The sequence below is a fragment of the bacterium genome, assembly GCA_030019025.1.
Lineage (GTDB): Bacteria > Hydrothermota > Hydrothermia > UBA1063 > UBA1063 > UBA1063.
The window spans coordinates 1-17,713 of sequence record JASEFR010000026.1; the positions used below are offsets into that span (position 1 = coordinate 1).

Here is a 17,713-nt window from a genome sequence, read left to right on the forward strand (position 1 = left end):
CAAAAAGTTAAGGAGGTGTAATTATGCCAATAAAGGTTTTGTTGGTGGATGATGAGGAAGACATTCTCTGGGGGCTTTCTGAAGAGCTGACTCGACATAAAATAGAAGTGGAAACCGCATCAAATGGTCTTGAGGCCTTAGAAAAGATAAAGAAAAAGTCCTTTGACTTCTTGGTTACCGATATTCGCATGCCTGGCCTCAGTGGTGTAGAGCTTCTAATGGAAACAAGAAAAATTCAGCCAGATATTAAAGTAATTGTAATGACTGCATATGGTTCTGATGAGATAAGACAAGACGTAATGGCAAAGGGAGCTATAAGCTATTTAGAAAAACCTTTTGATTTTGACCAGATTCTTAACGTTATACTGGAAAAGGAAAAGGGTGGAGAAGAGGAAACTTTGAAGAATCTTACACTTCAACAGTTTCTACAGCTCGTAGCGATGGAGGGCAAGTCCTGTGAAATTGTTGTTACCACATCGGAAGGCGAAGGAAAAATTTTCTTCGAGGATGGTGAGGTAATTAACGCTTCCATAGGGAACCTGAGGGGTGAAGAGGCGTTTACTCGTATTATGAGAGAGCCTGAAAGCTCTTTCAAGGTGAAATGGGGAAGCCCAAAGGTTAAGCGGGAAATTCAGAAACCATTCCACGCACTTTTACTTTCCGCGGCGGTTCAGAAAGATGAAGAAGTGGTGGGGCAAGAGGAAATATCAGGACTTGATCTTCAGGCTTTATCTGAGCTTTTTAAAGATGAAGGTGTTGCAGAGGGTGAAGCGGAAGAAAAAGTTCAAGTTCCTGAAGCCGAAGAGAGTTTTGAAGTTAAGATAGAAGAATTACCGGCAGAAGTTGAAGAAAAAGCTGCTGAAGAAGCGGGGGTAGAAGAGAAGGAAGAAGGCACCGTAACTCTTGAAGAGGTGGAGAGCCTGTTAGAGGGTTTGAGTGTGGGTGCAGCGCCTGCTGAAGAGGAAAAGGTAGAAGTTAAAATAGAAGAGGTATCAGAAAAGGAATCAAAAGTCCCTGCAAATGAGAAAAAAGTCGCTGAAAGTGAAGTAGAAGCGGCTACATCTGAAGTTAGTGCTGTCTCATCAAAGTTGAGTCAGGAACTTAAGGAGAAATTCTCAGCAGTCGTTAAAGAAATCTCTGACATTCAGGCTCTTGTTGCTGTTGACGGTGAGGGTAATATCCTCAATGTAGTAGAACGAGTTACTACAGGAATTACTCAAGTTATAAAAACTTGGGCCCCTGCTTTTAGAAATATTATCCAAATAGCCTCTAAAACTCCCGTCGGGACGATAAGGGATATTACGCTCTCATCCGATAAACATCATCTACTGATCACAGAGGCGAAAAATGGAAATTTAATCGTAATTGCAGTAATTCCTATAAAAAGTATGAAGATAGCCCTTGTGAAAATAAAGGTGAAGGAGCTTATAGCGGAATTAGCTAAGGCAATATAAATTTCGTACCACTGGCTTTATAATTCAGCTGGGAGAGTGCTGTGTTAATAGATTTCAAGAAGCATGAGATAAAGTTCAAAATTGTTTATTATGGTCCAGGTTTAAGCGGAAAAACCACCAATATCAAGAAAATTTATGAGAGGTTTATGGGCAAGAAAGGACAACTTTTGTCCATTGATACACGAGGTGAAAGAACCCTCTTCTTTGACCTTCTCCCCCTTGAACTTCCGATTTTGAAGGGATATAAAACTGTATTCAGTCTTTATACTGTTCCAGGTCAGGTATTCTATAAGCAAGCAAGGAAGCTGGTCCTAAAAGGTGCAGATGGTATAATTTTTGTAGCTGATTCTGACAAAGAAAGACTTGAAGAGAACATCGCGATCTATAAAGAAATGCATGATACCCTTCAGGAGTTTGGTATGTGGAGCGCAACCAAGAAACTTCCCATTTTAGTTCAATATAACAAGAGGGATCATCCTGATGCGCTACCAGTCTCGGTGCTGGAGGAGAAGGTAAACCTTTACAAATACCCATATGTTTTAGCAATAGCCACAGAAGGCAAAGGTGTTTTTCAAACTTTACAAATGATGATTAACGAAGTAGTTAAAACCTCTTTACGTCAACAGCAGCTTCATTTTCTACTTCAACAGCAGAAAAAGTAGACAGGAATAATTTAAACTAAAAAACAATAGCCAATAAAACTAATAAAATGGAATACGCTCTTAGCATTTATTTGCTTTCGCTTTCTAACCTATTTCTTCGGAAATTAGGGTAATGCTTCCTTGAACTTGGGTGCAAATTTTCCCATCAATATTTTAGTAACACCCCAATTCCCTTTCCTTGTCAATACAACTATGTGCACGTAATTAGAATCTGGTATTATTCTTATTATGATGAAGTATTCACCTGTGGTGAGGAGAACATCTTCACAAATCCCGAGACCAGCACTTTCCGTTGCAGACATTGCTTTTCGAGCCACTTCTGTCAAATAGGCAAGGGGAACAGTCACATCAATTGATTCGTCAGTAGTGTGCCCCGTAATAGGAATTGCGTCATCCAGATTAACTATCATTGACATGAGTACTTCGTCTACGTTGTTCAGGAATTCTTGCATTACATCATCAATCTTTGCCATTTTTTAAACTCCTCCTTTTTCCTGTATCTTTCTTAAAGCCATTCTTTCAAAAATTTCCCAATTTCTTCCCCCTTCACCGCCCGAGGCAATTCCTTTCATTCTTAACTCCAAGATCTCCCTTTTCGTTGCATATGCCAGGGCGGTTTCTTCTGAAATGTAACCTAACTTGTACCAGTAATATAGAGATTGGTCAAAGGTTTGCATTCCATATGGTATGTAACCATCGGCAATGGCATCAAAAATTTCGTGGGTTCTTTTTGGGTCGAGAATCATTTCTCTTATGCGCGCGGTATTTACCATAACTTCACAAGCAGGAATCCTGCCGGGTATGTCATCTCGTGGAATTAGCCTTTGTGAAACAATTGCCTTTAAAACCGATGCGAGTTGATGCCTTATCTGCTCCTGTTGGTGAGCGGGAAATATACTGACAATTCTGTTGATGGTCTCTCTGGCATCAAGAGTGTGTAGCGTAGATAAGACTAAATGTCCTGTTTCTGCAGCAAGTAAAGCGATAGACGCCGTTTCTTCATCTCTGATTTCTCCTACCATTATGACATTTGGATCCTGTCTCAGTGCTTCTCTGAGTCCATCCGCAAAACTTCTTACATCGAGTCCAACTTCTCTTTGGCTTATAATGCTTTTAATATCCCTTAAAAGATATTCAATTGGGTCCTCGATAGTTATAATATGTGCTGCTTTATTCACATTGATATGGTTTAAAATGGCAGCAAGGGTCGTGGATTTCCCTGAACCCGCCACGCCCGTAACGAGTATTAACCCCCTATCCTCAAGTGCTATTTTTTCTAAAACAGTGGGGAGGTTAAGGTCTTTAATGTTTTTAATGAGAGGCGGAATTGCTCTTATTGCAAAGGACCAAGTACCCCTCTGGCTGAATATGTTTACCCTAAATCTTCCAATGTTTGGAAAGCTAAAAGCAACGTCTATGCTAAATCTTTCCCCGAGTTCTTTTTGTTTTGCAGGTGTTAGATAAGTTCTTATGAGTTCTTCAGTGTCCTCTCTTGTGACAACAGGATAATTTTCTCTAAAATAGAGTTTTCCATATATTCTAAAGATGGGCGGATGCCCCACCTTTATGTGTACGTCTGATGCTTCTTTATCTTTAGCATCTAAAAGGAGTTTCTCCAAATCAATTCCCATAGCGCTTAAATTTTAATTGTTTTTTCGCTTAGAGTCAATTGATGGCAGTCTTTTTAAGTTTATATGGTTCACCATTCCGTTTTAATTTCAAGAATTTTACTGCTTTGTTGTTGGATATTCGTTTTCAAGAATCAATGGGGTACCGTAGAAAGCAAAGTTCTCTCTCAGTTTATTTTCAATGTATCTCAGCTCATTGCTTTTTAACCTTGCATCTGTTAGTATTTTAAATTTTGGGGGTCTTATATCTTCCTGCGAAATTTTTATAATGGTTTTTGAGAAAGGAAAGTTTTTTTGAAGGAAATGATGAAATTGCAGAAGCTCTCTTTTGCCTAATTTTCTCTCCCAAGATTTTTTTGCTTGCTTGACAACTTCTTTGAGTAAACCTATTCCTTCGCCCGTAACGGTAGACGTAAAAAGCAACGGAGCAAAGCTTATAAAATCCAATTCCCTTTTAAAGTAATTGAGCACTGCTGCCCTTTTTTCTCTTGGTATCAGGTCGCATTTGTTTAGCGCTACGACAATTCCTCTATTTTCCTCAACAATGAGGTTTGCAATTTTTTTGTCAATTGATGTTATTTCTGTTGAAGCATCAATCACAAGTATTGCTACCTCTGCAAACCTCAGTGAGCGTTCGCTTCTTACAGCTCCGAATAATTCTATAGGATCGCTATATTTTTTCCTAATTCCTGCGGTATCTACGAAAATAAATTCGTCCGTTTCTACGTCAACCGCATCTCTTGTAGTCCCAGGAATTTCAGAAACAATGTTGATCTCTTCACCACAGAGCGTGTTGAAAAGGGAAGATTTTCCCACATTAGGTTTACCCAGTATAGCAATTCTCGTTTTTTCAGTTTTTTCTCCTTTAACTTCTTCAGAAAATCCTTTTTCCCTTAGCTTTTTTTCTATCAATTCTAATAAGTCCGATAGCCCAGTTCCGTGTGCTGAAGACACGCCAATGGGGTCACCAAATCCAAGGCTGAAAAAGGAATAGATGTCTTTTTTCTTTATGTCAACTTTGTTAGCGACAAGGATTACATCCTTGCCCTTTTTTCTTAACCATTCTGCAATTTCTTCGTCATGGGGTAGTAGGCCTGTAGAAGCATCGACAACAAATAGGATGAGATCCGATTCTTCAACGGTTCTCTCAATCTTCTCTTTGACCTTTTCCCAGATTAAGTCTTCTTCTGGTGGGTAGAGACCTCCGGTGTCTGTTAGGTAAAAGGGAATTTCTGCATAAGACACCAGTTTTTTTATTCTATCTCTTGTTAGTCCGGGTTTTGAGTCGGTAATTGCAAGAGGCTTTTTTATAAGGCGGTTGAAAAGGGTTGATTTTCCCGTATTAACTCTTCCTACTATGGAGACCTGTGCGTATTTTTTCATATTTGACCCTGAATTAGTGATTTTTTGAGCTCCTCCACAGTGTTAAAGACTTTAACACCTTCAAATTTTTTCAGTTTTTTCAAATTTTCTCTGTCTATTCTCCTCATAAAAAGCGTGTGTTTTCTCCCACTTCTTGTTTTGAATTCAATTATTTGCTTACTATCGCTGGGTAGAACATAAATTGGGAGTCTTAACTTTCCGCCTTGGCTGAAAATATTTGTAATCAGAGTGTCACTTATTCCATGAACAATTTTTGCAATTGTATTTGTGGAGCAAGGGGCAATAACAATTTTATCAAATTTACCTGAAAAGAGTTTTGTGATAGTGAATATTGAGGTATTATTTTCGTCATTTATCTTATATCCTTCGAGTTTTTCAACGATTTTATAACGCATCAAAATTTCTGCTGCTGACTTTGAAAGAAAGATTTCAATCTTTTCTTTGTCAATTTCGCAAATTAACTCAATGACTTCGTTCAGAAACATTTCCGCTCCTGTTATACACCAAGCTATTTTCATGGCACGACTCTAATAGGTATCGGTATGAAGCAAAGGATAAATATTAGAAATGATGCAACTCCAAGGTATTTTGCTGATAAAGGAAGTTTTTCCTCCCAGTAAAGTGGTTTGGGATGCCTTGACCCAAGAATAAGAAGGAGTATAGCCCAAGTCCACCAGCCATTCCATAAAAAGCCGAGGGGCAAAAGAACAAGAAGGAGAATACGCGAGGTGATAAAGTGTATTTTTTCTCCAAATATTCCAAAGAGTATGTGCCCTCCATCAAGCTGTCCGACGGGAAGCAGGTTCAATGCGGTCACAAAGAATCCAAGCCAGCCAGCGAAGGCTGCTGGATGAAGAAGTACCATAGCATTTTCAGGAATATTACCGAGAGTCAACTTTGATAGAATTTGGAAAATGATTGGCGTCCCGAGAGAAATATTTCCCTCATGCAAGTGAATAACTTTGCTGTTGTATAACCCGTAGACGGAAAAAGGGATTGAAAGGAGAAAACTGGCAATGGGGCCTGAAGCCCCCATTTCAACAAGTGCTTTTCTATCTGTAACTGGTGATTTAACTCTTATAAAAGCCCCCATTGTTCCTATGAGGGGATTGGGGAAAGGGATAAAATGGGGAAAAGTGGTTTTAACACCATTTCTTCTAGCTGCTATGAAATGCAAAAGTTCATGCCCTCCCAAAATCAGGATTACCGCAAAAGAGAAGGGAATTCCCTTCCACAGGTGAGACCAATTTTGCCAGGGAACATATCCCTGCTGAAGAGCTCCAGCAATAAGAGTTGTGAAAATTGTTAAAATTAAAAGGAAAATCGGGATGATAATGTTATTTTTTTCTATTCTCATTTCGGCGAAGGTTAAAACGAAATAATCATTCTCTTTATTTACCTTAAAAATGATTCCCACTTGAGATAGCCTATTTCTCAATTCTTTGATCGACTTGTCTGGGTTTTCATAAAATATCACTCTTACTTTGTTTCCTAAAGATTCAACCACACTGCCAACTTTTTCTATTTCCTTAATTATTTCATCCACGGCTTAGAATCTCTCCGTTTCCAATCGTTGCTTTTATTTCTTCTAAGTTATTGTCAACGATGACAAAATCAGCAAGACATCCTCTCTTAATTTCTCCTAATTGGCTCTCTTCCTGTGTCAAAGCAGCACCCTTTTTTGTATAATACTTTAACGCTTCTTCTGTAGTTAAGCGTTCATCACACAGAGGGTGAAGGGTCGCACCCTTTATTCCCGTGATCGGTGATGGGGGCATTGCATCAGAACCGAAGGCAAATTCCAAATCCGCTTTAATGAATTTTTTCAGTGGATTGTTTTTCAAGAAGAACTTTCCAAGTTTAGACTCGTACATTCCTTTTTCCCGGCCCCAATTATAGATAAAATTGGGTTGAACTGAGATTTTTACCTTTAAATTCTTTGCTTTTTCTATATCTTCATCTTCGGGAAATTCAAAATGTTCTATTCTGAAACTCTCACCACAACCTATCTCTTCAATGATACTCAGGGTTCTTTTTATTGCCAGATTTCCAATGGCGTGAATTGCAATCTGAAGGTTCAATTCCAGTGCTTTTTTAAATTCTTCTTCTATGTTATCTTTGAGGAGCCAGAGTCCTTGGCTTTTTCTCTTACCGTAGGGAAATGAAAATAAAGCCGATTCACCGCCTACTGAGCCATCTGCAAAGTATTTTAGCCCCTGGAATTTGAGAAGTTGGTCACCCAATCCGGATTCTATTCCTGTAAACTCAAAGTTATATGGTGTTGTATCCGATATGTAAAACCGCACTCTTATTTTTAATTTACCATTTCTACGTAGCTTTTGTAAAAGCCTAAGCTCTCGATACGTACCTATTTCATGGATTGTAGTTATTCCATTCTTTAAGAAGACATCTTGCGCTTTAAGTAGCGCTTGTTCCTGAAAGTCTTCGCTGTAAGGGAATATAGAGTGGATTTTTAGGGGTATTTCTTCGAGAAAGATCCCCGTTTCAGCGTCATATTTAACCGCATTGAGGTCCACCCTTTCGCTTAGAAGCCTTATAAAAGATGTATTGCCAACGCCCATGTGTCCGCATATTCTTCGCAAGAATATGGGTTTTTCTGATATTTTATCAAGATCCGATCTGGTCGGGGTTTTTACATCTTTCCACCTCGATTCGTCAAAATCTGTAAAAATATAATAGGGAAGGTTATTTTGAGAAATGAATCCCTTTATGAATTCTGCTATATCTTCAAAGGTCTCGAATTTTTCGATGCTGGTTTCTTGGTTAATCCCATAGTTTAGCATATGGGTATGGGTGTCGATGAAACCGGGAACAACTGTCGCGTCCCCAAAATCTATTACTTCAGCTATTTGGGATATGTATGGTTCATCCTCTTTTGAAACCAGGTCTTCAATGATCCCATTATTTACGAGTATAGAGTATCCTTCTATGAAACTCTCTCCATCAAATATTTTTGAAGATTTTAGCAGTTTCATGGCTCTTAATAGAGGTAATTTTCGGGGTTCATTTTTATCCCAAGATATCGTACTTCATAATGTAGATGAGGCCCTGTACTAATCCCACTGTTTCCAGTAAGCGCAATAACATCGCCCTTTTTAACTACTTGGCCCTTTTTCACAAATACTTCTTTGAGATGGCCATAAAGGGTTTCATATTTAGATCCGTGGCCTAAAAGAAGAACAATCCCTAAGTGCTGGTCTTCATAAATATCCTTTACAACGCCGTCGGCAGGGGATTTTACCGGCGTTCCTATAGGTGCTGCAATGTCTATACCTTCATGTGTGGAACTAAATTTTTGAGTTATGAAGCCTTCTGCCGGGAGTCCTCTTGGGATAAACCTCTCTTCATCATACAAAATTTTTGCGTATTCTTTAAATTCCTTTGAAATAGATTTAAGTTTATCATTTTTGTCTATAGTATCAGCCGTTGGTCCTTCTTTTGTTGATAAAGCAGTGTAGAGTGTCTCCATGGTGGGAGTTTTGTCAACACCAAGCATTTTGTAAATTTTCACCCTCAACTCTTCAAGGGCATAGAGTTGTTTTTCCAGTTCTTTTACTTTCTGGTTTTCCTCGCGTAGTTTTTGGTTTTCAACTTCCAGTGCCCTTGCCTTAAGGGCAAGAAGGTAAAGTCTTCCATAAAAAAACGCTGAGACGATTATCAGCGCTGAGAATAAAATAAGCAAGAACCTAATTATTTTCCATTTTTTGTAGGTGATGGAGAAGGATTTATAAAAGTCTCCTGTGTTTGATGTTATAATGACATTGTATATCCTTTTCATTTTTATATTTTAATTTAGAAAGCTTGGTTGTTCAAAAGATGTCAGGGTAAGAGCTCTTTTATATCTCTATACTCGTGCCAAAGGAATTTCTCATTACAATGGAATAGGGCATGTTTTATGTTATTCTTTATAACGGGATCATTAATGTAAAGTTCGTGAAGAAATTTTCTGACAAAATTCCTTCGGGATAGTCTTTCGTAAGGGCACTCCGATTCATATTTTTGCTCGATTCCAAGAAGAGCAGAGTATTTTCGAATAAGGGACCTGTCTACAAAAATGAAGGGTCTTATAATAAAATAATTACCCTCAAACAGGGGCTGAACTGGCATGATGGTACTTATGCCTCTTGAGTAGAGAATATTCAAGAAGAGAGTCTCTATTGCGTCATCTAAGGTGTGAGCGAGGAGCACCTTCTTGGAGTTTAAGGATGCTGCGAATTCTAATAGCTTCTTTTTACGCATCCTGCTACAAATAAAGCATGGGTTGAAAGGTTTTAGCTTTAGTTTAATAATTGCTTCTGTTTCATTGTCTTCAATGACCGTGATTTCAAGGTTCATTTCCTTTAGAAGTTGTTTTAATTTATCCTCATTCTGCATAGGTTTAAACCGGTTGTTGACAAACACAGGGTATATCTTTAAGTTCAAATCTCTTAGAGTGTTGTATCTTGTCATTACATCCGTTAGTACGATACTGTCGTATCCGCCTGAAATCCCAAGGATCAGAACTTCGTCTCTCGTAAAGAGATTTAGGTTTTCGTCCAGAACTCGGATATGTTTTAAAAGTTTGCCCTGAAGGCTATGAAACACCGATTTCATTGCAATTATTATGCGCCATGGGAGATGTAAATCTAATGAAGATGGTTTTTTTCTTGACAATTACATTTTTTGTTTATTTTAGAGCTTGCATTATACTCTTTTACTGGAGGTGAACATGATTTTTATAAATGCATTTTTACTCTTTTCGCAGCTTTCTATTGGTGTATTTGCGGATCCCTTGGCACAAGGGGCTTCTGTTAAATTTAATTTTCCCGGAAAGTTCGGTGTTGCTTTAATCCTCGCTGGGCGACAGGGAGAGAAGACCTATTCTGAATGGGTTGCTGATACCAATTCAGGTTATTCCAATAGGGATACTGTAGGCGATTTTTACTGGGCAAAGGGTGAATTGAGGTTAGAATATGAATTGGGCTTTAAAAGGGGAGTAAAGCCTTACGTTGCCCTTGGACTTGGGATTAATGCTGAGAAGTTATGGTTATTCAACGACACCACTTCTCTGTGGAAATCTTATAGCTATTCTGCCATCGGTGGTATAGGCGCCATTGGCCTTGATGTATATCCTTTTACTTTTTTGAAAAATCTTTTCGAAGGGCAGTCTAAAATAAGGGATGATGTCGAAAGGATTGAGGAAGATTTTTCGATACAGCTTGAATTGATCAATATATACTATAAAAGAGTTAGAGGAGAAAGACCTAAACCTCGAGAGTATTTCTATGAATACAATAACGCTGGTGTATCGATGGGAATAGGATTTTTCTATCACTTCTAAATTTCTTGACTATACAATGGTTTTGTAATAAAATAAAATCACTTCTAATCAAGCCGGGGTAGCTCAGTAGGTAGAGCACAGGACTGAAAATCCTGGTGTCCCCAGTTCGATTCTGGGCCCCGGCATTTTTATTTTGGAATTCTTAGGTGATTCAAATGAAAATCAAAAAACAGAATAAAACCAATTTAGAAAACACAGGGAAAATGAAAAATTCAAAAATTTAGCCTATATTAATATCCTTCTCAGACCACTCTATATCCTTGGGTGATTCGGCTGTCCACTGGAAGTACTGAATAAGGGTATAGATAATGAAGGCTACAATTATTGCAAGGATTGGCACCAATATATACCATACGGTTGGTTTGCTTTTTTTCTCCCTCATTTCTTCCATTTTCCCTCCTTTTGTTAGTTAGTTAAATTATGGTAGAATTCTCATGAAATGTCAAGGAAATAGAGGGATTGAAGGCTTTAAGGCAAAAAGTTTTCCATTTGCGTTGAAATTTCGTTAATTTATCTTTAAAATAGCTATTGAGATGAGCGACAAAATTGTAATTAAAGGTGCAAGAGTTCATAATCTTAAGAATGTTGATGTGGAGATTCCCAAATATAAGCTGGTGGTTATAACAGGCGTATCTGGATCTGGTAAGTCCTCCCTTGCCTTTGATACGATTTATGCAGAGGGACAGAGAAGATATGTGGAATCTCTTTCGTCTTACGCAAGGCAATTCCTTGGTTTAATGGAAAAGCCGGATGTTGATTTTATTGAGGGGCTTTCCCCGGCAATATCCATAGAGCAGAGGAAGGGTGGTTGGAATCCAAGATCAACAGTGGGTACAGTTACGGAAATTTATGACTATCTAAGATTGCTTTTTTCCCGTATCGGGATAGCTCATTGTATCCATCATAACTTACCTTTGGTTAAGAAGACCCTTGATGAAATTGTAGAAGAGATTTTAAATCTTCCACAGGGACAGTATGTTCAGATTCTTGCACCGGTGGTTAGAGGAAGAAAAGGGGAATACAAAGATCTTTTCGAAAAGTACCTCAAAAAGGGATTTTTAAGGGCTTATGTGGATGGGGAGCTTATTGAACTTGAAGAGCCGCCAGCACTTGAGAAGTATAAAAACCACGTGATAGACATCTTTGTGGACAGAGTTGGCGTGGATAAGGAAAACAGAAGTAGAATTTCTGAATCCGTGGAAACTGCCCTCCGGGAATCTAACGGCCTTGTTAAACTTAAATTTGAGGAGACGGGGAAAGAAGTTGTATATTCAGAAAAATTGATGTGCCCCGTTTGCGATTATTCGCTGGAGGGCTTGGAGCCGAGAATCTTTTCCTTTAATTCACCTTACGGAGCATGCCCTGAATGTTCCGGATTGGGTGTAAAATTAGAAATTGATCCTTCAAAGCTTATAAATTCGGAAGAACTTTCAATCCTTGAAGGTGCGATAAAACCATGGGGCGAGCCCAATCCCTTTCTGGAAGAGAAACTTTTAAGACTTGCAAAAGAAAAACATGTAGACCTTGATACTCCTTGGTCTGAGTTACCAAGAAGTTTTAAAAATTTGATATTATATGGAACCGAGGATCCTGCAAAAGACTATTACAGGCAGGATAGAATGGAACAGGACTACTATTATTTTGAAGGTGTTATCCCTTATCTGTGGCGCAGATATCACGAAACGGAATCTGACTGGGTTAAGGAAGAGATCGAAAGATACATGGTGAAAAAGACATGCCCAATGTGCGGTGGGGCGAGACTGAGAAAGGAATCACTTTACGTTAGAATTCGCGATAAATCGATATGGGACATAACCAGAATGAGCATATCTTCTGCCCTTGAGTGGTTTAAAAATCTAAAGCTTACTGGGAAAGAAGAAATAATAGGCAGGCAAATAGTGAAAGAGATTATTTCCCGATTGTCTTTCTTGGTGGATGTGGGGCTTGATTATTTGACCCTTGATAGATCCACAGATACCCTTTCTTCTGGAGAAGAACAAAGAGTTAGACTCGCCACTCAGATTGGTTCAGGGCTTACAGGCGTCCTCTATGTCCTCGACGAACCTTCCATTGGCCTTCATCCGAGGGATATTGATAGGCTCATAGGGACGGTAAAGAAACTGAGGGACCTTGGAAATACAGTTATTGTTGTAGAACACGATAAGGAAACAATTAAAGAGGCAGATTGGATTATAGACCTGGGGCCTGGTGCAGGTGATAAAGGAGGAAAGGTTGTCTTCAGCGGGACTTATGAAGGGATTTTAAAATCAAAAAAATCCTTAACTGGCCAATACCTTGCGGGAATTAAGAGTATTCCTGTTCCTAAGAAGAGGAGAAAACCCAAGGGTGATTTTTTAATTTTGAGAGGAGCACGGCACAACAATTTAAAAGGTATAGACCTGAAGATACCCCTTGGGCTTTTTGTGTGCATTACGGGCGTTTCGGGGTCTGGCAAATCTTCTTTGATTCAGGATACACTTTACATAGCTTTGATGAGACATTTTTACGGGTCAAGAGAAACCCCCGGTGCCTTTGACAAGATTGAGGGGCTTGAGAAAATTGACAAAGTTATCAATATTGATCAGAGTCCTATAGGCAGGACTCCGAGATCCAATCCCGCAACCTATACTTCTGCTTTTACACCGATCAGAGAATTTTTTGCCTCTCTTAAAGAATCTCGTAAGAGAGGATATACCCCTGGAAGGTTTTCATTCAACGTTAAAGGTGGCCGTTGTGAAGCTTGTGCTGGCGAGGGGTTTATAAAGGTGGAGATGCAATTTTTACCAGACGTTTATGTCCCTTGTGAAGTGTGTAAGGGTAAGCGCTACAATAAAGAGACACTGGAGGTAAAATATAAAGATAAAAGTATTGCTGATGTTCTTGATATGTCAGTAGATGAAGCTTATGTACTTTTCCAGGATATCCCTTCAATTGAGCGAAAGTTGAAACTATTGAAAGACGTGGGATTAGGCTATATTAAACTGGGTCAACCTGCCACCACTCTCTCTGGTGGAGAAGCGCAGAGAATAAAATTGGCAAAAGAACTTTCAAAGGTAGCAACAGGTAAGACTCTTTACATTCTTGATGAACCCACAACGGGACTTCACTTTGATGACGTGAAGAAACTTATACTGGTTCTCCAACGCCTTGTAGATATGGGCAATACCGTTTTAGTTATTGAACACAACCTTGATGTTATTAAGTCTGCTGATTGGATAATTGATCTTGGACCGGAAGCCGGTGATAAAGGCGGATGGATTGTAGCAGAAGGCCCTCCCGAGGAGGTTGCTAAGAATCCAAATTCCTACACTGGCTTGTACTTAAAGAAAGAGCTTGAGAATTCTAAGGCTTGACTTTGCCATGAGATTTTCATATAATATATTTAATGAGCGCTTCAAAGATTGACTTTGTTGTTAAAAAGTTTGAAGAATCCTTAAAAATTTTAGAGGAAGCCTTAAAGGAACTGAGGGAAAGAGATAAAGAACTTTCGAGTCTGGTGGAACTCCAGACAACTAAGCTTGCATTAGCAAAGACAATCTCCGAAGCCCTTTATTTAGTAACTGATCCCCTTGAGCTCTTTGAGACTCTGGTAAGCCTCCTTTCAAGAATAAGAGGTTTTAGTTTGCCATTTATTACAGTTTTCAATCCAGAAAAAGGCTTCAATACTTTCGTTGTAGATGATGGGAAAAGAACGTTAGTAGAAAAAATTATAGCCGAAAGCCTCGTACCCGATGAAGATCCGTTTAAAGATGGAGTATTGGATAAAAAACTTGGAGATGGTACAGAATTTCTTACTCTTATAGCAGTTCCTATTGAAGTAGAGGAAGAGTTCAAAGGAATTATAGGAGTGCTTTCTAAAAGCGATGAGATAGGAAGCGATGATTACGATTATCTTAGGGAGATAAGTCAGAACATTTCCACTGCTTTTAGGCAAAGAATGTTGATTCAAAGGCTGGAAGAGGCTAACATAAAACTAAAGGAGAGTTTTAAAAGTTCCATTACCCTCATTGAGAAGATTATAGAGCTTAAAGATCCCTATGGGAAGATTCACGGTGATAATGTTGGAGAGCTTGTTGCGGAAATCGGAAAAAGAATGGGACTTGAAGAGGAGAGGGTTGAATATCTTGCTTACGCCGGAATGATTCACGATATTGGGAAAATCTCCTTGCCAACGGAAATTGTCCACAAACCGGGACCTTTAACGGACGTGGAGTTTGCTCTCATAAAGCTTCATCCTGAGATAGGATATGAGTTTTTGAAAGATTTGTCATTTCCCTACCTTATTTCGGAAATTGTCTACCAACATCATGAACGGTGGGATGGCAGTGGTTATCCGAGGGGATTAAAAAATGGTGAAATACTTTTAGAAGCCAGGATTCTCTCCGTTGCTGAGGTAGTAGAATCAATGACCCATTTTAGGTCGTGGAGAGATGCTTATAAATTAGACGATGTGTTGGGATATCTCCAAGAAAATAAAGGGATCTTGTTTGATCCCGAAGTTGTAGATAACTGTGTTGAAGTTTTCAGCTCAGGTTTCAGGTTTAAGAGTTGACGGTAAAGTTTGTATTCCATAAACCAAGGTATAAAATAAAAGAGAGCAAGGGGGTCAAATGAATTTATTAATTGCAATGATGTTTATGATGCCTCCAAGCCCGGAGGTACTGGAAAATTTGAGAAAGAGTGGAAACCTGCAAGGCCTGGTTTCCATAATGGACGATGCAAGAAAGCGAGGAATGAATGCTCCTTCCGAGGAACTAATGGATAAGATCGGAAAAGAGATGCAAATTGCCCGTGAAACGAAAACGAAGGTCATTAAAAGGGCGGTTGTTATAATGTGTGACTTCTCGGATAACATAGGAACTACTCCTGCAGGGCATTATGATTCCCTTACAAACGGGCCATTCACAACAGGGAGTGTTAAAGATTTCTACCTTGAGAACTCCTACGGTAATCTCGAATTTGAATTTTTGGTGACTCCTGTATGGGTGCGTTTACCTAATCCGTATACTTATTATACCAACAACAATTATGGAATGGGCGATTGGCCTCAGAACGCGCAGAAGATGGCTTATGATGCAGTAGTAGCCGCAGATTCTTTCATAGACTTTTCCCAGCGTGATATGGACAACGACGGTTATGTGGATGCCCTTGTCATTGTTCACGCAGGCCCCGGTGCAGAATCGACTGGTGACCCCAACGATATATGGTCCCATGCCTGGGTTATTCCTCAGACACTTATTGTAGATGGAAAACAAGCCTACTGGTACACCACGGTGCCTGAGAATGCAGGTTGTGGAGTAATTGCCCATGAGCTGGGACACAGACCTCTTGGCCTTCCTGACCTTTATGATACCGATTACTCTTCAGAGGGGCTTGGAAATTGGTCTCTAATGGCAGGTGGTTCATGGAATGGTGGTGGAGCAGTCCCTGCTCACTTGGATGCTTGGTGTAAAATAAGACTTGGATTTGTAACGGTGGATACGGTAAAGAGCAATGGAATTTATCAGGCTATACCTGCAGTTGAAGATACGGGTATTGTCTTTAGGCTTTGGACCGATGGAAATACAGGAAACAGGTATTTCTTAGTTGAAAATCGCAGGCTGAAGAAGTTTGATAGAGCCCTGCCAGGTGAAGGCCTTTTGATTTATCATATAGATGATGCTAGGCCTAATAATAACAATGAGTGGTATCCCGGTCAGAATTATCTATATCATTATAAAGTTGCCCTTGAGCAAGCTGATGGTAGGTGGGATTTAGAGCACAGCACAAATAGAGGCGATGCCGGTGATCCATGGCCGGGCACATCAAATAACAGAGACTTTCACAACTATTCTATTCCCGATTCCAAGGATTATGGAAATCCAATGATTACAACTTATGTCGGCGTTCTCAATATATCAAACCCCGGTGATACCATGTATGCCGATCTTATGGTCTCCTCCTATAATAATGTGAAAATGTCATCCGTTTCCATACCAAGGGCTGATACCCTTAATGCTACCTCAGAATTTAAGTTGAAGTTATTTAATAACGGCTTTGTTCTTGCAAACAGGGACTTGAACTTTAAGGTATATGATGAGTCAGGAACCCTTGTCTACGACACGACGGTCACCAGTGTTTCCGTTGATACTGGACTGGCAGATACCATAAGTGTTTATTTTTCTCCAACTATTGATGATTGTGAATATTCTTATCACTTGTCCTTGGACGTCGGCGATGATGTTTCAAGAGACGATTCTCTTAGCGGATTTTATTATTCAAAGAGTGTGGTTAGAGATTATACCGTTGCGCGTTCCGAAGGCGATAACTATTATACGGAACATCTCGTTGACGGAAATGTGAGTGATCTGGAGTATTACGGTGCGGCTTGGATAGACGTAAGCAATTTCCTTGCAATTGGCGGTGAACTTTATAGGACAATAAGAAGTACATATGTGAAAGCCCATATTTTTCACGATACCCTTTTTGTTGCCTTCAAAGTCGTTGGGGATAGTACCGTCGGAAATAATGACTTTATAACATTCGTAATTGACGATAATGGTGACGGCTCTTTCCCTGAAAGTAATAGCAATGAGGGTGAAATCTCATTTAGAGACGGTTCAACGAGGTTGAGTTATTTCAGACCATATACGTCATCGGGAACCGGCTCAATTCAAACTCTGAATCTTCCTCATGCCTATGGTTTGCAGGGGAATACCAAATACGCAGAAGTAGCCATTCCTATTGATCTTACCGGCACCGGTCTTGCTTATCACCTTAATATTTCGGGTGACTATACAACCTTTGTCCCAAAGATATTTGTAAAAGTTACCGATGGTGCGAGGATTGTCGGGTGGTGGCCTCAGAATACACCATATGCTTCAACGGTAAGAGAGATTGGCTATTTTGCAACTCTCTCCACGTCTCCCGTTAGTGTAGCTGAAAAACCTGATCATTATACATTGAGACTGGATTGGAAAGGACCTTATCTCGTTTTGAGCGCGTCTGGTCTTTCTAATTCAACCCTGAAGATTTCCCTTTACGATGCTGTTGGTAGGAAGGTTCTTCAGAAAACCATTAAAGTTTCAAATTCTGAAAATGAAAGGATAGATTTGAGAAGTCTGCCTAAGGGTGTCTACTTTGCTGAAGTGGACGTAAACGGCAAATTTGTGGGAACTTACAAGGGGGTTTTAATAAAGTAAAGGCCCAAGCTTTTTGAATCTGCTTAAATTCTGAATTATATTTAAGTACTGCTTGAAATGGAGG

Annotated in this window: 15 protein-coding genes and 1 tRNA gene; 7 read left to right on the forward strand and 9 right to left on the reverse strand. The window is 39.4% G+C overall.

Annotated elements, in window-relative coordinates:
- Positions 1-23 precede the first annotated feature (23 nt).
- Positions 24-1,454, forward strand: coding sequence for a response regulator (locus QMD82_07005; protein MDI6851664.1), 1,431 nt, complete (start codon positions 24-26; stop codon positions 1,452-1,454).
- Between the two features lie 41 nt (positions 1,455-1,495).
- On the forward strand, positions 1,496-2,116 hold the full coding sequence (locus QMD82_07010) for a GTPase domain-containing protein (GenBank protein MDI6851665.1): 621 nt from the start codon (positions 1,496-1,498) through the stop codon (positions 2,114-2,116).
- Positions 2,117-2,220: 104 nt separating this feature from the next.
- Here the strand turns inward: QMD82_07010 and QMD82_07015 are convergent, their stop codons facing one another.
- The 8 genes from QMD82_07015 to QMD82_07050 form a co-directional block, all read right to left on the reverse strand.
- Complete coding sequence (locus QMD82_07015; GenBank protein MDI6851666.1) at positions 2,221-2,589, reverse strand: hypothetical protein; 369 nt, start codon at positions 2,587-2,589, stop codon at positions 2,221-2,223.
- A gap of 3 nt (positions 2,590-2,592) precedes the next feature.
- Complete coding sequence (locus QMD82_07020; GenBank protein ID MDI6851667.1) at positions 2,593-3,747, reverse strand: PilT/PilU family type 4a pilus ATPase; 1,155 nt, start codon at positions 3,745-3,747, stop codon at positions 2,593-2,595.
- Between the two features lie 96 nt (positions 3,748-3,843).
- On the reverse strand, positions 3,844-5,127 hold the full coding sequence (gene der / locus QMD82_07025) for a ribosome biogenesis GTPase Der (protein ID MDI6851668.1): 1,284 nt from the start codon (positions 5,125-5,127) through the stop codon (positions 3,844-3,846).
- Positions 5,124-5,612 (reverse strand): flavoprotein, encoded by a 489-nt coding sequence (locus tag QMD82_07030; GenBank protein MDI6851669.1) that lies wholly within the window; start codon positions 5,610-5,612, stop codon positions 5,124-5,126. The genes der and QMD82_07030 overlap by 4 nt, the downstream gene beginning before the upstream one ends.
- 29 nt (positions 5,613-5,641) lie before the next feature.
- Positions 5,642-6,673 carry a site-2 protease family protein gene (locus tag QMD82_07035; GenBank protein MDI6851670.1) on the reverse strand — a complete coding sequence of 344 codons (1,032 nt, stop codon included), beginning with the start codon at positions 6,671-6,673 and terminating at the stop codon, positions 5,642-5,644.
- Complete coding sequence (locus QMD82_07040; protein ID MDI6851671.1) at positions 6,666-8,123, reverse strand: amidohydrolase family protein; 1,458 nt, start codon at positions 8,121-8,123, stop codon at positions 6,666-6,668. The genes QMD82_07035 and QMD82_07040 overlap by 8 nt, the downstream gene beginning before the upstream one ends.
- Before the next feature lie 5 nt (positions 8,124-8,128).
- Complete coding sequence (locus QMD82_07045) at positions 8,129-8,926, reverse strand: peptidoglycan DD-metalloendopeptidase family protein (GenBank protein ID MDI6851672.1); 798 nt, start codon at positions 8,924-8,926, stop codon at positions 8,129-8,131.
- A 41-nt stretch (positions 8,927-8,967) separates the two neighbouring features.
- Complete coding sequence (locus tag QMD82_07050) at positions 8,968-9,741, reverse strand: ATP-binding protein (protein MDI6851673.1); 774 nt, start codon at positions 9,739-9,741, stop codon at positions 8,968-8,970.
- A 115-nt stretch (positions 9,742-9,856) separates the two neighbouring features.
- Here QMD82_07050 and QMD82_07055 point away from each other — a divergent pair, with 115 nt between their 5' ends.
- Positions 9,857-10,468: a hypothetical protein gene (locus QMD82_07055; GenBank protein MDI6851674.1), complete on the forward strand. Its 612-nt coding sequence runs from the start codon at positions 9,857-9,859 to the stop codon at positions 10,466-10,468.
- A 52-nt stretch (positions 10,469-10,520) separates the two neighbouring features.
- A tRNA-Phe gene (locus QMD82_07060) sits at positions 10,521-10,593 on the forward strand.
- A gap of 95 nt (positions 10,594-10,688) precedes the next feature.
- On the opposite strand, the gene QMD82_07065 is transcribed toward QMD82_07060, so the two are convergent.
- Complete coding sequence (locus QMD82_07065; protein MDI6851675.1) at positions 10,689-10,859, reverse strand: hypothetical protein; 171 nt, start codon at positions 10,857-10,859, stop codon at positions 10,689-10,691.
- Positions 10,860-11,001: 142 nt separating this feature from the next.
- On the opposite strand from QMD82_07065, the gene uvrA reads away from it, so the two are divergent.
- From uvrA to QMD82_07080, 3 genes are read left to right on the forward strand one after another with little or no spacing between them, the layout of a single operon-like run.
- Entirely contained in the window at positions 11,002-13,821 is a 2,820-nt protein-coding gene (gene uvrA, locus QMD82_07070; protein MDI6851676.1) for an excinuclease ABC subunit UvrA, read from the forward strand.
- Positions 13,822-13,853: 32 nt separating this feature from the next.
- Positions 13,854-15,020: an HD-GYP domain-containing protein gene (locus tag QMD82_07075; GenBank protein ID MDI6851677.1), complete on the forward strand. Its 1,167-nt coding sequence runs from the start codon at positions 13,854-13,856 to the stop codon at positions 15,018-15,020.
- 58 nt (positions 15,021-15,078) lie between these two features.
- Positions 15,079-17,649, forward strand: a complete 2,571-nt coding sequence (locus QMD82_07080) for a M6 family metalloprotease domain-containing protein (GenBank protein MDI6851678.1) — start codon at positions 15,079-15,081, stop codon at positions 17,647-17,649.
- Positions 17,650-17,713: the final 64 nt, after the last annotated feature.

What these genes read in the sequence shown, in the direction of transcription:
- QMD82_07050 (MDI6851673.1), bottom strand. Translation starts at nt 9,741, where the DNA reads ATGAAATCGGTGTTTCATAGCCTTCAGGGCAAACTTTTAAAACATATC.
- QMD82_07005 (MDI6851664.1), top strand. Translation starts at nt 24, where the DNA reads ATGCCAATAAAGGTTTTGTTGGTGGATGATGAGGAAGACATTCTCTGG.
- QMD82_07020 (MDI6851667.1), bottom strand. Translation starts at nt 3,747, where the DNA reads ATGGGAATTGATTTGGAGAAACTCCTTTTAGATGCTAAAGATAAAGAA.
- QMD82_07030 (MDI6851669.1), bottom strand. Translation starts at nt 5,612, where the DNA reads ATGTTTCTGAACGAAGTCATTGAGTTAATTTGCGAAATTGACAAAGAA.
- QMD82_07045 (MDI6851672.1), bottom strand. Translation starts at nt 8,926, where the DNA reads ATGAAAAGGATATACAATGTCATTATAACATCAAACACAGGAGACTTT.
- QMD82_07065 (MDI6851675.1), bottom strand. Translation starts at nt 10,859, where the DNA reads ATGGAAGAAATGAGGGAGAAAAAAAGCAAACCAACCGTATGGTATATA.
- QMD82_07075 (MDI6851677.1), top strand. Translation starts at nt 13,854, where the DNA reads ATGAGCGCTTCAAAGATTGACTTTGTTGTTAAAAAGTTTGAAGAATCC.
- QMD82_07055 (MDI6851674.1), top strand. Translation starts at nt 9,857, where the DNA reads ATGATTTTTATAAATGCATTTTTACTCTTTTCGCAGCTTTCTATTGGT.
- der (MDI6851668.1), bottom strand. Translation starts at nt 5,127, where the DNA reads ATGAAAAAATACGCACAGGTCTCCATAGTAGGAAGAGTTAATACGGGA.
- QMD82_07080 (MDI6851678.1), top strand. Translation starts at nt 15,079, where the DNA reads ATGAATTTATTAATTGCAATGATGTTTATGATGCCTCCAAGCCCGGAG.
- uvrA (MDI6851676.1), top strand. Translation starts at nt 11,002, where the DNA reads ATGAGCGACAAAATTGTAATTAAAGGTGCAAGAGTTCATAATCTTAAG.
- QMD82_07040 (MDI6851671.1), bottom strand. Translation starts at nt 8,123, where the DNA reads ATGAAACTGCTAAAATCTTCAAAAATATTTGATGGAGAGAGTTTCATA.
- QMD82_07015 (MDI6851666.1), bottom strand. Translation starts at nt 2,589, where the DNA reads ATGGCAAAGATTGATGATGTAATGCAAGAATTCCTGAACAACGTAGAC.